Below are 13,396 nucleotides of genomic sequence, written 5' to 3' on the forward strand. Positions count from 1 at the left end.
CAATTTGAGTAACAGCCTCGTGACAGTTAGGCCGCGCCGGAATTACGTTTTCTCGCTTGGAGTTTCGGGCTCCGACTCAGGGTAGGGCTCCGCGGCGGCTTCCGGGGTCGACGCGGGCACCGACTCGGTCGCCGATTCCGGGGCCGACTCGGCTGCCGATTCCGGGGCCGTTTCGCGGGCCTTTTCGCGCGCCTGGTGCTGGGCTTGGTGCTCCATGGCGATCGCCATCTCGACCGCGCCCGGGATTCGGTGAAATCCCTTGCGGTCGTATAGATGTGTGATGATGCCGCCCACCAACACCCCGATCACCAGACCGATGGCAGTCATCAGCAACGCCTGGGACAGGCCGGCGTCGCCATGGCCGTTGAGATAAAGCAGCGACCGCACTCCGAGGAACACCTGGTGCATCGGCTCGAACTCGGCCAGCCACCGGAAGAACGGTGGCACGGCCTCCAGTGGCACCGTGGCACCCGCCGACGGCAACCCGAGGATCACGAAAACCAGCATGCTGAACAGCAATCCCATCGACCCCAGCACCGCAATGAGGGAACTCGACGTGATGCCCACCGCGCTGATCGCGAACACCCCGTAACCCCACAGTTGCCAGCCGAGCTGGATGGGCATGCCGAGTCCGTGCGCGATCGCCATGTAGACACCCGAGGTGAGCAACGCCAGTATCACCATCACGCCCCACTTGACCAACAGGGTGCGGAACCGCGAAATGTTGACCTGTTCGGCGAAGCGATAGACGGGGCCGAATTCGGCTGGTACATAACCGAGCATCGAGTCGACGAGCGTGCTGACCACGATGCTGCCGGTGAAGCCGGCCAATAGCAACAGCAGCGCGTAGTAGAACGCCGACAGGCCGTTGCCGGTGCCGTTGGGTAATGGGTTGTAGATGGTCGACTTGACGTCGATAGGGCTGGCCAGCCCGAGCGCCGACGCACCGGCCAGCGGTGCGCCACCCGTCTGCGCCGCTACCTCCGCCGAAAGCCGTTCGCCCACTTTGGTATTCACCACGGCCAGGGCTTGGGTGAGGGTCTGGCCGGCGATGCTGGAGCCTAGGGTTCCCGCCCGCGGATTGGTCGAGATGGTGATGGCGGGGCGGTCCACCCGATTGGCCGTCACCGCGCTGGCCCCGAACTCTCGCAGGCTCGACGAGAAGCCCGGGGGAATTACGGCTTGGCCATACACCTGGGCCCGGTCAAGCAGCTTCTTCGCCTCGTCCCTGGACACCACCCGCACGTCGTACTTGTTGTTGTCCAGTCCGGCGACCAGGCCGTCGACAATCTGCTTACCCGCGGGCCCCGCGTCCTGGTTGACGATGGCGATGGGGAAGTGCCGCAGGTTCGTGGTGGGGTTCAAGATCCCGCCCAGGTACAGCGCAGCCAGCGCTGACATCAGGGCCAGCGTGATGACGATGGGCGCCGCCCAGAACCGCACGGTGCGAACCGCCCTTATGTTCCGCTTGGGGTTGGGTGCCGCGTGGCGCGGCCGCGATTGAGACATGCCGGCTCCTGTCTTGTCGTGGCCACTCTATGTTGCGGCGCCTCCAAGCTTGCTGTGCATCTCCCAGACGAGGACTTCCGACGCGTCGAGGGCGGTCAGCCGCAGGGCATCGGTCTCGGTGAACCGGACCGCGTCTCCTTCGCCGAGTTCGCCCGCATCTTCCAGCGTGACCCGCCCGCGTGGGACGAATAGGTGCAGATAGGGCGCCGCCGGCAGGGTTGTCGTGTCGCCGGGGTGCAGCCGTGCGGCGTACAAGGCTGCGCCGCGGTTGTGCAGGGTGATGGCCGCATCCTGCCCGGGCAGGCCCGACGCGACGGTCACCAGGCCGCCGCTCAACAGCTCGTCATCGATCTCGTGTTGGTGGTAGCTGGGCGCGATGGCGGTCTGGTCGGGGATCACCCACATCTGCACGAAATGCACCGGCTCCGTCGCGGAGTCGTTCTTCTCGGAGTGCAGAATTCCGCTGCCGGCCGACATGCGTTGCGCCAGTCCGGGGTAGATCACTCCGTGATTGCCCGCCGAGTCCTGGTGCATCAACACGCCATCCAGCACCCAGGTCACGATCTCCATGTCCCGGTGCGGGTGAGTATCGAACCCCGCCCCCGGCGCGACGATGTCGTCGTTATTGACCAGCAGTAAACCGTGATGGGTGTTGTCGGGATCGTAGTGGTCGCCGAACGAGAACGAGTGTCTGGACTTCAGCCAGGACGTGATGGTGACAGAACGCTCGTCGGCTCGCCTGATATCTACGTGGGCCGGCATGGATTTCAGGGTAACGCGGCATTTGGCGGCGTGAGCGCCGGCGCTCTCGTGGCGAGCCCTTCAAACTACGCCTGCATAGCGACGGGCGAAGCGATTTAGTATTGTGCCGACAAATCCCGGGCATTTGTAAATTACCTGGCCAATTCTGTTCGGTACCAACGTGATCGATTCAGCCGGCATTGTGGGGAGATGGTAAGCCGCGCGGACCCAGCCGTTCGTGCCGAATCCGAAGATCCGCCGAGCGGCAACCTCTTTCGTCAAGCTATGGGGCGGACGCGAAGGGGCAATACGCTAGCGCACAGAGGTGTTGTGCGACAAGGGCTTTGCTTCTGGTGATCTTGACAACTGTTGCTTGTTGACATTGTTGACCTAGCGTATTACAACGGTAAAGTCCTACCGCGTAACGACCAAAGCGGCAGGCTCCCGGTACACGGAAACGGCGACCGTAGGGATGCATCGCATGGGTATAACGCTCATCATCGATTCGGCGATCGGGACCATCGAGAGCCTCGAATTATTGCTCGGTAGTGGCATCCCCGACGGGGGAAGCGTATTCAGTTTCACGTCCTCCCTTTTCAGTCAAACAGCTAACGAGTTGAACTCAGCCGGCCCCGGAAACCATTGGCAAGGTTCCGCCGCGGACAGCTACGCCGGCCAGAACCAGCGTCAACAGAGTTTCTTGGGCGAATTAGCCAAGCTGGACAGCGAGATTGAGTCGCTCATCGCGGCGCAGGCTGAAGCCGTCAGCAGAACGCGCGACGTCTTGTCGGACGTTTTGTCCGGGCTCAAAGTCGCCCGGAAGATCGCCATCGACATGAGCTACGTCCCGGTCGTCGGCTGGATCATGTCGATAAATTTCCAGGCGGCAACATGCGCAGTCGCGATGGCGGTCGTCGGAGGTGCGCTCCTGTACCTGACAGTGAAGACGGTGGAAGACACGATTCGGCTGCTCGAATTGCTTGCGCAGCTAGCCGAATTGCTGGCATCCATCGTCTCAGACGTCATATCGGACATCGTCGACGTAATTTGGGACGTCATCTCCAATCTGTGGAACGAATTGTCTGCCTGGTTGGCGGAGCTGGAGTCTTTATTCGGCAGCATGTTCGGCGCGGGCGGCCTGTCCGGCATGGCTGGAATGCTCGGCATGGGCGGGTTGTCGCAATTGGGCAGCATGGCCAAATCGGGCGGGCCCTCCGGCTCAGAGGACTCGCCGGGCTCGTCGGGCGCGCCTGGTTCGCCGGACTTGAGCCGGTTGGCACAAATGACGGGGTTGGCCGAATTCGGCCGCGGGTCTGGTGCGGTTGGCATTCCGAGTCTGGGGCAGCTGAGTTCGGCTCTGGGCCGGCTGAGTCCGGTGTCACCGGAAGTCGGTGGTGCCGGTAGTCCGGGTCCGCTGGGCGGATCGCCGCAGCCGGGCGCGCCGCAGGCCCCGGGCATGAATGGCATGCAACCGTCGTCGACGGGCGGAAAAGGGACGACGAAAAAGTACGACGACGGCGCGGCCGCGGGAGGTGACGATCTCGAGCGAGCGCCCGTCGGTGTTGGTGCAGAGAGCCCAAGGTCCATGCGGAGCGCGCCCGTTGCAGTCGTACGTGAGCCAAAGCTCTAGTCGGTCAACGCAATAACGCGGCAAGCGAGGAAAGGAGCAATCCATGACAGGCTGCTTGAAGGTCCAGCCGGAATATCTCAATACGCTGGCGACGCGGTACGACAACGCCGCGACGAATGTGGAAACCGCAACTCAGGCGGCCGCCGGCACGAGTGAGTCGGTTTCGATCACCCACGGTTCGTATTGCTCGAAATTCAACAGCGCCCTGCAAATGTTTGAGTCGACCCGCAGTAACGCGGGTGCCTCGCTGCAAGGGCTGGCTACGCAAATCGCCGAAAATCTCCGTAGCGCCGCCAGTTTGTATCTCGACACCGACCAACAATGGGCCGGCACGGTAGGCCAGACGATGCCCTGATCTGGCCGGCCCCATTCGCTGCAGCCCGCGACTAGATCCCAGTGTGCCCGAAAGGGGGCCCTCGCGTGGATTCGCGCCAATATGATTACGACCGAGACGATTTCGCGGCACTGGGCATCATCGGCGCCACATCTCAGGGCGCTGAAATCGACCAGCACGAAGAAGCCGAGGTGGAGATTTTTGTGGTGACCAACCCGCCTGGTTCGGTGTCGGTGTCAACGATGCTGGACGGCAGCGTGTATCACGTCCAGCTTCGCGATAGCGCCTGCAGCATGAGTGAAGCGGGGCTTGCCGAAGAAATACGAGTGATCGCCGATCTTGCCCGTCAAAAGGCACAGTCGGCCCAGTACAACTTCATTGCGGAGAAAATGGCGGGCGCGGACGCGAAAGGCAGTGCCATGCTGCGTGAGTTCATGAGCACGGCGTTCCGGTTGCCGTCGCCCCAAGAGGCGGCCGCTACCCGGGAAGAAGTGTTCACCACCCGCTACGGCGTTGACTACAGGTCCCGATACAGCCGTGACGACGGGTGCCCAGCAGGGTGACAAGTCCTAATTGGGGTACGTCGCGGCGGCGAGCTCAAGGATCTCCCCACGGTCGGCCGCCAGGATGAACCCCGACCCGATCGCGCTGTCGAGCGCGGCGGTGAAGCTGTCGAGATATTCCGCGACTCCGCCGGGGTAGAGCCGGGCCACGGTGGCGGCGTCGAAGGGTTCGCCGGAGCCGAAGATCATGGTCATCACGCTGTCGTGCGCGCCGATGCCGGACGTTCGGGCCACCGGGACGTCCACCCACGGAGTCCGAACCCCCGCTTGGGCGATTCCGTTCCCGTCGAGAATTGGCTCGGGCGGGAGCTGTGAATGGTCAGGGTCGCCGACTTTGATGGGTGTGGCCGACGGCGCCGGCTCGCCGCTGGTGACCCAGTTGTTGAGTGCGGAGATGGCCGCCTGCACCACGTAATGGTGTTGTGGCGCGAAATTGATGTAGTGCCCGAGCTGCTGACCCATCAGGGTGTTGGTCGGCGCGTAGGCGGCGACGATGGCCTCTAGCGGGGCGAGTCCGGAATCTATTGGCGCGACTTGGATCGTGTAGTTGTCGGCATGGGCGGCGCCGGGAATCTCCCACACTCGCAGCCGCTCGCTATCGGGCTGCCTGGCGAAGTAATAGCCATGCCGCACCCCGCCCAGCAGGTCGGTTTCGGTGATCAGCGTGAGCACCGGGACGCGCAGATCGTGCCGATAAGTCACCGCCTCCGGTGACTGCGAGTCGGAGAAAATCGAATCGCCGTCCAGCGGCGCGGCGCCGGCGAATCGCGAGTGCACCAGGAAACCGTCGTAGCTTTGTGCGTGCGGGTCCACGTCGTTGACGTAGGTGGTCAGAAACATCGCTGATTGGGACTCGCCCAGCGCGATCACCCGGTGCGGGCTCAGGCCGTCCAGGCCGGTTCGGACAAGGTCGCCGATCTGCGTAAAGATGTCGTAGGAAAACGCGTCGCCCGGGTGGCTGAGCGACTCGTAGCGGGCCGGATCCTGACTCTTGAGCGACATGTCCATGCCGAGCAGGTTGACGCCGCCGTCCACGCCAACCTTTTGCGCCGAGACCGCGACGTAGGCGTACCCGGCGCGAATGATCTCGCGGTGAGCCATCATCCACACGGCCGGAGCGTCGATACCGCCACTGACATTGAGCCATTCGACGAGTACCGTGCCGTTGAACCGCGCCGGGTCGGACGGCGTCAGCACCACCATCCGGGTGGTGTACTCAGCGGTGCCGGGGACCGAGCCGAAGGAGGAGGCGGTTCCCGAGACGAAGAACTCCTCGGCGACGTAACCGACGTCGTCAATGTCGAACGCGCCCAACAACAAAAGCGGTTTGCCGGGGCGACTGACGTGGGTCACAGTGACTCGGGCAGCCCGAACTTAGCGAACAGTGCGCCGTCGAGGAATGCGACCACATGCGAGACCCGGCCGTTGCACATATCCAGCACGTGCAACTGGAAGGGCACATGCCGGTCGCCCTGGCGCATGTACATGGCGGCTGCGGGCTGGCCGTTGGCGATCAACGGGAGCATCCGCATATCGCCGGCAGTTTCGGCGGGGCACTGCTGGTGAATGAGGGTGATGATGTTGTGCGCCCCTTCGTACCAGCCGGTGAAGGGTGGCATCTCCCAGATGGCCTCGGCGGTGAACAGCTCCACCAGCCGGTCGATGTCGTAGCTCTCGAAGGCCGCGATGTAGCGGGCCAGCAGGTCTTGGGCTTCGGGTGACTCCGGGGCGGCCAGCCGATCCTCGCTGCTGGGGCCGACGGACTCCAGCTGGGACCGGGCCCGCTGCAGCAGGCTGTTGACGGCGACCGTGGTGGTGCCGATCGCCTCGGCCACCTCGGCGGCCTTCCACTGCAGCACGTCGCGCAGTATCAGCACTGCGCGCTGCCGTGGTGAGAGGTGCTGCAGCGCGGCCACGAACGCCAGCCGCACCGATTCCCGCGACCCGACGATCACAGAGGGATCAGCGGGATCGCCCGAGACGTCCGGTAGCGGCTCCAGCCAGGGCACTTCGGCGCGCTCTACCAGCTCGCCCGTCGGGTCGGAACTGGGCGCCCCCAGCCCCGTCGGCAACGGCCGGCGCTGCCGGCCTTCCAGCGCGGTCAGGCAGGTGTTGGTGGCGATGCGGTGCAGCCAGGTCCGTACCGACGACTTGCCCTCGAAGCGGTCGTAGGCCTTCCATGCGCGCAGCAGTGTTTCCTGCACCAGGTCCTCGGCGTCGTGCAGGGACCCGGTCATCCGGTAGCAGTGTGCGAGCAGTTCACGCCGGTAGGGCTCGGCGTGGGCGGAGAAGTCGCCGCCCAGCTCATCTTGGGAATCTTGTGCGAGCACACTCACCCAAGCGAGCCTACGCAGAGTCTCTGAAATTCCCCGCGCAGGAGCCATTACGCTGCCGGTAATGAGTACCACCCGCACGGAAGGAACGTTCGACGGTGTCGGCGGGGTGGACATCGTCTACGACGTCTGGACACCCGATACGCCGCCGAAGGCGGTAGTCGTGCTGGCACACGGTCTGGGCGAGCACGCGCGCCGCTACGACCACGTCGTTGCACGGTTGGCCGAGGCCGGGCTGGTGACCTACGCACTCGACCACCGCGGCCACGGCCGGTCCGGCGGTAAACGAGTGGTGGTGCGCGACATCACCGAGTTCACCGGCGACTTCGACACCCTGGTCGGGATCGCCTCGCGCGCCCACCCCGGTCTGAAGCGCATCGTGCTCGGGCACAGCATGGGTGGCGGCATCGTCTTCGCCTACGGCGTGGAACGCCCGGACAACTATGACCTGATGGTGCTGTCGGCGCCGGCGGTGGCCGCACAGGACCTGGTGAATCCGGTGGTGGCGCTGGCCGCCAAGGTTCTGGGCGTCGTCGTGCCTGGCTTACCGGTGCAGGAACTCGAATTGACCGCCATATCGCGTGACCCCGAGGTGGTGGAGGCCTACAACAACGACCCGCTGGTCTACCACGGCCGCGTGCCGGCCGGACTGGGTCGCGCGCTGCTGCAGGTCGGCGAGACCATGCCGCGACGCGCACCGGCCCTGACGGCGCCGCTGCTGGTGGTGCACGGTACCGCCGACCGGCTGATCCCGATCGGTGGCAGCCGCAAGCTGGTCGAGTGCGTGGGATCCACCGACGTCACGCTGAAGGAATATCCCGAGCTGTACCACGAGGTCTTCAACGAGCCGGAGCGCGACCTGGTGCTCGACGACGTGGTGGGGTGGATCGGCAAGCGGCTGTAACTTCCGATGTCGTATCCCTTGGGTACTTTGGCGCCATGACCGACGACAAGATGCTGTCCCGCATTGCCGCGCTGCTGCGTCAGGCCGAAGGCACCGACAACCAGCACGAGTCCGATGCGTTCCTGAGCGCGGCGCAACGGTTGGCCACGGCGGCGTCCATAGATCTGGCCGTGGCCCGCTCCCACTCCGCCCAACGCTCAGCGGCCCAAGCCCCAACGCAGCGCACCATCACCATCGGCGCGGCGGGCACCCGCGGGTTGCGGACCTACGTACAGCTTTTCGTGCTCATCGCATCGGCCAACGATGTGCGCTGCGACGTGGCGTCGAACTCGACGTTCGTCTATGCCTACGGGTTCGGCGAGGACATCGACGCCAGCCACGCGCTGTACGCCAGCCTGGTGGTGCAGATGGTGCGGGCGTCGGACGCCTACCTGGCTTCGGGTGCGCATCGGCCGACGCCGACGATCACCGCCCGGCTCAATTTCCAGCTGGCGTTCGGGGTTCGGGTGGGCCAGCGGCTGGCCGAAGCCCGCGAGCAGACCCGGCGCGAGGTCACCAAGGACCGCGGCCGCGCGCCGGGCACCGCTATTGCGTTGCGGGACAAAGAGGTCGAGCTGCGTGACCACTATCGCAGCGCGTCCAAGGCACGCGGTACCTGGCAAGCTAATCGGGCCACCGCGGGGTATTCGTCGGCGGCGCGGCGCGCGGGCGACCGGGCCGGTAAGCAAGCGCGGCTCGGTAACAGTGCCGAGCTGCCCGGGGCGCGGACCGCGCTGCGCCGGTGACGCAGGCCGAGACGCCTCGGGATGCCCAGCGCGCCAGGGTGTATGCGGCCGAGGAATTTGTGCGCACCCTGTTCGATCGCGCCGCCGAACACGGCACGCCGGCGGTGGAGTTCTTCGGCACTCAGTTGACGTTGCCTCCTGAGGGGCGGTTCGCGTCGGTGGCCTCCGTGCAGCGCTACGTTGACGACGTGCTTGCCCTGCCGGCCGTGCGGGAGGAATGGCCGCAGGTGGCGCCACTGCGGGTGCGGGCGCGCCGCGCCGCCACCGCCGCGCACTACGAAAACCGTGATGGCACTGGCATTATCGCGGTTCCCGACCGGGACACCGCCGATTGGGCGATGCGAGAGCTGGTGGTACTGCACGAAGTGGCGCATCATCTGTGCCAGGTCCCGCCGCCGCACGGGCCGCAGTTCGTGGCGACGATCTGTACGTTGACGGAGTTGGTGATGGGACCCGAGCTGGGCCACGTGTTGCGTGTCGTATATGCGAAAGAGGGGGTGCGGTGGAGGACCTAGACGCCGACCTAGACGCCGACCTAGACGCTGATGCCCGGGCCCGCGAAGTCGAAGCTCAAATGACCGACGACGAGCGATTCACACTACTGGTCGGCGTGATGGGAGTCGGCGAACTGTGGCGGCTACACGACGAGCGCATTCCGCAGGGGACCCCGATGAGCGCCGCGTACGTACCCGGGGTGCCCCGGCTCGGCGTGCCGGCACTGTTGATGAGCGACGCCAGCCTCGGCGTTACCAACCCCGGTTTCCGGCCGGGCGACACCGCCACCGCCCTGCCGGCCAGCCTGGCACTGGCCGCCAGCTTCAACCCCGAACTCGCGCGCGCCTCTGGCCGGGCCATCGGCAGGGAGGCGCGCAGCCGCGGATTCAACGTGCTGTTGGCGGGCGGCATCAATCTGGCCCGCGACCCGCGCAATGGGCGCAACTTCGAATACCTTTCCGAGGACCCGCTTTTGAGCGCGACCATGGCTGCCGAATCGATCATCGGGATTCAGCAGGAAGGTGTCATATCGACGACCAAGCACTACTCGCTGAACTGCAACGAGACTAACCGGCACTGGCTGGACGCGATCATCGATTCAGATGCGCACCGCGAATCCGACCTGTTGGCCTTCGAGATCGCCATCGAGCGAGCGCAACCGGGCGCGGTGATGACGGCATACAACAAGATCAACGGCGAGTACGCCGCCGCGAACGCCGGGCTGATCGGTGGCGTCCTGAAAGGCGCCTGGGGATACCGAGGCTGGACCATGTCCGATTGGGGCGGGACGCCAGGCTGGGAGTGTGCGGTCGCCGGCCTGGACCAGGAATGCGGTGCCCAGATCGACGCCCTGTTGTGGCAGTCGGAGGCATTCGGCGATGCGCTGCGGACCGCCTACCGCGACGGCGGGCTATCCAAAGAGCGCCTGTCCGATATGGTCCGGCGAATCCTGCGTTCGATGTTCGCGATCGGAATCGACCGCTGGGATGCCGCCCCGGCACCGGATATGGCCGCGCACAATGACATTGCCCTACAGATCGCACGGCAGGGAATCGTGCTGCTGCAGAACCGCGGTGCATTGCCGCTGGATCCCGGCGCACGGATCGCGGTCATCGGCGGCTATGCACAACGCGGGGTGCCGATCGGCTGTGGATCCAGCGCCGTCGTTCCCCCCGGCGGCTATGCAGACGTGATCCCCATCGGCGGAACCGGTCTGGCGGGCGGACTGCGCAACCTCTACCTGCTGCCGTCGAGTCCGCTAGATGAATTGCGCAAGCTGTTTCCCCACAACCAAATCGAGTTCGACCCAGGGGTCAATCCAGCCGAGGCGGTGCTGGCGGCGCGACGGGCGGACCTGGTGATCGTCTTCGTGATACGCGTGGAAGCCGAGGGCGCCGACATTCCCGACCTCTCGTTACCGTGGGGCCAGGATGCGGTGGTTGCCGCCGTGGCCGCGGCCAATCCGAATACCGTAGTCGTGCTCGAGACCGGCAACCCCGCCGACATGCCCTGGCGGGACACGGTGAACGCGATCGTGCAGGCGTGGTATCCGGGCCAGGCCGGGGGCCAGGCTATCGCGGAAATCCTTGCCGGACAGGTCAATCCATCCGGGCGGCTACCGATAACCTTCCCGGTTCATCTCGCGCAGACGCCGCGGCCGGAGCTGCCCGATCTCGGTGCCCCGTGGGGCACCGAGATCAGCATCGACTACTCCGAAGGCGCGGAAGTCGGATACCGCTGGTTCGCGCGAACGGGCCAGGATCCGATGTTCGCATTCGGTCACGGCCTGTCCTACACCAGCTTCGAGTACCGCGACCTGACCGTGCGTGGCGGCGACACCGTCACCGCCAGCTTCACCGTGGTCAACACCGGCGACCGGGCCGGCGGCGATGTCCCACAGCTCTATCTGACCGAACCCCGGTCGCGCTTGCTGGGATTCGAGCGGGTCGAGCTGGATCCCGGTGAGACCCGTCGCGTCGCGATCGAGGCCGATCCGCGACTGCTCGCCCGCTACTACGACGGAAGCTGGCGGATCGAGCCGGGTACTTATCGGGTTGCGGTGGGCGGATCGGCGGCCGCGCTCCAATTGACGGCCGAGGCCGAGCTGGCCGGTCGTGCGTTCGGGCGGTGACACGCACGACCGGCCTCGGGCTCACTCGACCGGGACGAGCTCCTCGCCGCAGGCGCATTGGTAGGTTTGCCCCTCTGAGGGGCAGTGGCATTCGTGCTCGATGCGAACGCGACACCCGCAGCCTTCGTGGCCGCAGGTCAGCAGGGTTCCGGCCTCGTAGTTCGCCATGTTTGTCACCTTCATCTCTGCGTGGGAAGCAAGTCCCGGTTGGCAATTCCACTTCCCACCATACCCCATACGGGTATCTGGTAAAAGGGCTGGCCGGACCGGATATCGCCCGCGGCGTAGCGTTTCGGGCATGTCGGGCGATTCAGCTTCCGTACCTTCCCCGAAGGATGTCGACGAGTTTCTGGACGCCACCCTGCTGGGCGAGGATCCCGCGTTGTTCGCGGCGTTGCAGTCCAGCGACGAAGCCGGATTGCCGCGCATCGCCGTTTCGGCGCAGCAAGGCAAGTTCCTGAGTCTGCTGGCCGGGGCGATGCAGGCGCGCCGCATCCTCGAAATCGGCACACTGGGCGGCTTTTCCACCATCTGGCTGGCCCGCGGCGCGGGACCGCAGGGCCATGTGGTGACGCTGGAGTACGAGCCCACGCACGCCGAGGTCGCGCGGGTGAACCTGCAGCGTGCTGGGCTGGCCGAGCGGGTGCAGGTGGTGGTCGGCGCGGCGCTGGACACACTGCCGACCCTGACCGGTGGCCCGTTCGATCTGGTATTCATCGATGCCGACAAGGAGAACAACCTCGCCTACCTGGAGTGGGCGGTCCGGCTGGCTCGGCCCGGTGGGGTGATCGTGGTGGACAACGTCATCCGCAACGGCCGGGTGCTCCTGGAGACCGACCTGCAGACCGACCTGCAGACCGACAAAGCAAAGGTCGCCGCGACGCGGCAGACGCTGCACGCGATGGGTTCACATCCCCGCCTGGACACTGCGGCGATTCAGACGGTCGGGGTCAAGGGCTGGGACGGGTTCGCGATCGCGAGGGTGAAGTAGGGCTCAGGTCCGCGACGGCCTGGGCGGCAGACGTGATCTCGTGCAGACGCAGCGCGGTTTCACCGGCATACAACGCCGCGCGCTCCACCCAGGAATCGGGCATGGTCGCAAGCAGCGCGGCCGGGGTGAATATCGGTAGCCGCGAAGACTGCAGCCCGACCAGTTTGCCCGGATCCAGGTAGCCCAGCGCCGACAGGGGCCCGCTGGCCACATTCACCGCGCCGGGCACCGCCTTGGCCCACCCGTCGTCGCGGCACCACCGGCGGGTGGCGTCGTTGGGCAGCACCCGATGCCGCAGCGGCCAGCTGACGCCGAACAGATTGGTCTCAATCGTCTTGTCCGCCTGCGTAACTCGTCGCTGGTAAGCACGGTTTGCGTTGGCCTCGTGGGTGAGCAGGAAACGAGTTCCGGCGATGACACCGCTGGCCCCGGCGGCCAGTGCGGCCTCGGTGTCGGCGGCGGTGGCGATGCCACCGGCGAGCAACACCGGCCGATTGCCCGCGACGGCCAGGGCCCGGGGCAGAAAGTCCAGGGCCGCCGCGGTTCCGACGAGATGCCCACCCGCCTCCCGGCCCTGGGCGATCAAACCGTCGGCGCCGGCGTCGATGGCACCGCGCGCCTGCTCTGCGGTCCCGACCATCACGAAGACGAATGCCCCGGCCTCGCGCAGCCGTTCGGCCAGTCCGCGCGGCTCGCCGAACGCCAGCACGACGACGTCGACCCGGGCTTGCACGCAGACCGCGACATGCCGGCGAGTGGTGAAGGGCAGCAGCAGGTTCACCGCAACCGCGCGACCGGGCGCCTCGGCGCGCATTTGGTCGATCGCGGCGCGCAGTTGGCGCGGCGTGACCAGCCCGAGTGTGCCCAAGCCGCCGGCGTTGGCGACGGCGGCCGCCAGCGGCGCGCCGGCCAGGCCACCGCCCATACCTGCTTGGCCGACCGGAACGTCGAGCCGCAGCCGGTCGAGAAGGTCCATCGCT

General features: G+C 66.0%; 14 protein-coding genes. 8 read left to right on the top strand and 6 right to left on the bottom strand.

The genetic code is table 11. The features are described from left to right. Positions 1-42 precede the first annotated feature (42 nt). Positions 43-1,509: a YhgE/Pip domain-containing protein gene (locus AWC27_RS25600; protein WP_083115283.1), complete on the bottom strand. Its 1,467-nt coding sequence runs from the start codon at positions 1,507-1,509 to the stop codon at positions 43-45. 27 nt (positions 1,510-1,536) lie between these two features. Next, positions 1,537-2,271, bottom strand: a complete 735-nt coding sequence (locus AWC27_RS25605; RefSeq protein ID WP_085673114.1) for a pirin family protein — start codon at positions 2,269-2,271, stop codon at positions 1,537-1,539. Positions 2,272-2,731: 460 nt separating this feature from the next. Between AWC27_RS25605 and AWC27_RS25610 the strand changes: the two genes are divergently transcribed. From AWC27_RS25610 to AWC27_RS25620, 3 genes are all read left to right on the top strand, one after another. Continuing rightward, positions 2,732-3,880 (top strand): EspA/EspE family type VII secretion system effector, encoded by a 1,149-nt coding sequence (locus tag AWC27_RS25610; RefSeq protein ID WP_085673116.1) that lies wholly within the window; start codon positions 2,732-2,734, stop codon positions 3,878-3,880. Positions 3,881-3,935: 55 nt separating this feature from the next. Continuing rightward, complete coding sequence (locus tag AWC27_RS25615) at positions 3,936-4,235, top strand: ESX-1 secretion-associated protein (protein ID WP_245847518.1); 300 nt, start codon at positions 3,936-3,938, stop codon at positions 4,233-4,235. A 65-nt stretch (positions 4,236-4,300) separates the two neighbouring features. Further along, a complete protein-coding gene (locus AWC27_RS25620; RefSeq protein WP_083115290.1) occupies positions 4,301-4,777 on the top strand; it encodes a hypothetical protein in 477 nt (158 codons plus the stop codon). Between the two features lie 6 nt (positions 4,778-4,783). Here AWC27_RS25620 and AWC27_RS25625 read toward each other — a convergent pair whose 3' ends face one another. Together AWC27_RS25625 and AWC27_RS25630 are read right to left on the bottom strand one after the other, a co-directional pair. Beyond that, complete coding sequence (locus tag AWC27_RS25625; RefSeq protein WP_085673118.1) at positions 4,784-6,130, bottom strand: alpha/beta hydrolase domain-containing protein; 1,347 nt, start codon at positions 6,128-6,130, stop codon at positions 4,784-4,786. Further along, complete coding sequence (locus tag AWC27_RS25630; RefSeq protein WP_085673120.1) at positions 6,127-7,227, bottom strand: sigma-70 family RNA polymerase sigma factor; 1,101 nt, start codon at positions 7,225-7,227, stop codon at positions 6,127-6,129. Before AWC27_RS25630 ends, AWC27_RS25625 begins: the two co-directional genes overlap by 4 nt. On the opposite strand from AWC27_RS25630, the gene AWC27_RS25635 reads away from it, so the two are divergent. Genes AWC27_RS25635 through AWC27_RS25650 form a run of 4 tightly spaced genes read left to right on the top strand, consistent with a single transcriptional unit; the run spans position 7,175 to position 11,425 of the window. Further along, positions 7,175-8,014: an alpha/beta hydrolase gene (locus tag AWC27_RS25635; RefSeq protein WP_083115295.1), complete on the top strand. Its 840-nt coding sequence runs from the start codon at positions 7,175-7,177 to the stop codon at positions 8,012-8,014. The two genes, AWC27_RS25630 and AWC27_RS25635, sit on opposite strands and share 53 nt — an antisense overlap. Before the next feature lie 35 nt (positions 8,015-8,049). Further along, positions 8,050-8,799 carry a DUF2786 domain-containing protein gene (locus tag AWC27_RS25640; protein ID WP_085673122.1) on the top strand — a complete coding sequence of 250 codons (750 nt, stop codon included), beginning with the start codon at positions 8,050-8,052 and terminating at the stop codon, positions 8,797-8,799. Beyond that, complete coding sequence (locus AWC27_RS25645) at positions 8,796-9,314, top strand: TIGR04338 family metallohydrolase (RefSeq protein WP_085673124.1); 519 nt, start codon at positions 8,796-8,798, stop codon at positions 9,312-9,314. Before AWC27_RS25640 ends, AWC27_RS25645 begins: the two co-directional genes overlap by 4 nt. Positions 9,315-9,373: 59 nt before the next feature. After that, on the top strand, positions 9,374-11,425 hold the full coding sequence (locus AWC27_RS25650) for a glycoside hydrolase family 3 protein (RefSeq protein WP_085673205.1): 2,052 nt from the start codon (positions 9,374-9,376) through the stop codon (positions 11,423-11,425). A 21-nt stretch (positions 11,426-11,446) separates the two neighbouring features. Here the strand turns inward: AWC27_RS25650 and mymT are convergent, their stop codons facing one another. Next, positions 11,447-11,593, bottom strand: a complete 147-nt coding sequence (gene mymT, locus AWC27_RS25655; RefSeq protein ID WP_085673207.1) for a copper-binding metallothionein MymT — start codon at positions 11,591-11,593, stop codon at positions 11,447-11,449. Positions 11,594-11,723: 130 nt separating this feature from the next. Between mymT and AWC27_RS25660 the strand changes: the two genes are divergently transcribed. After that, on the top strand, positions 11,724-12,416 hold the full coding sequence (locus AWC27_RS25660; RefSeq protein ID WP_085673126.1) for an O-methyltransferase: 693 nt from the start codon (positions 11,724-11,726) through the stop codon (positions 12,414-12,416). On the opposite strand, the gene AWC27_RS25665 is transcribed toward AWC27_RS25660, so the two are convergent. Continuing rightward, entirely contained in the window at positions 12,376-13,392 is a 1,017-nt protein-coding gene (locus tag AWC27_RS25665) for an NAD(P)H-dependent flavin oxidoreductase (protein ID WP_085673128.1), read from the bottom strand. The two genes, AWC27_RS25660 and AWC27_RS25665, sit on opposite strands and share 41 nt — an antisense overlap. Between the last annotated feature and the right edge of the window lie 4 nt (positions 13,393-13,396).

It is taken from the genome of Mycobacterium szulgai, assembly GCF_002116635.1.
Classification (GTDB): domain Bacteria; phylum Actinomycetota; class Actinomycetes; order Mycobacteriales; family Mycobacteriaceae; genus Mycobacterium; species Mycobacterium szulgai.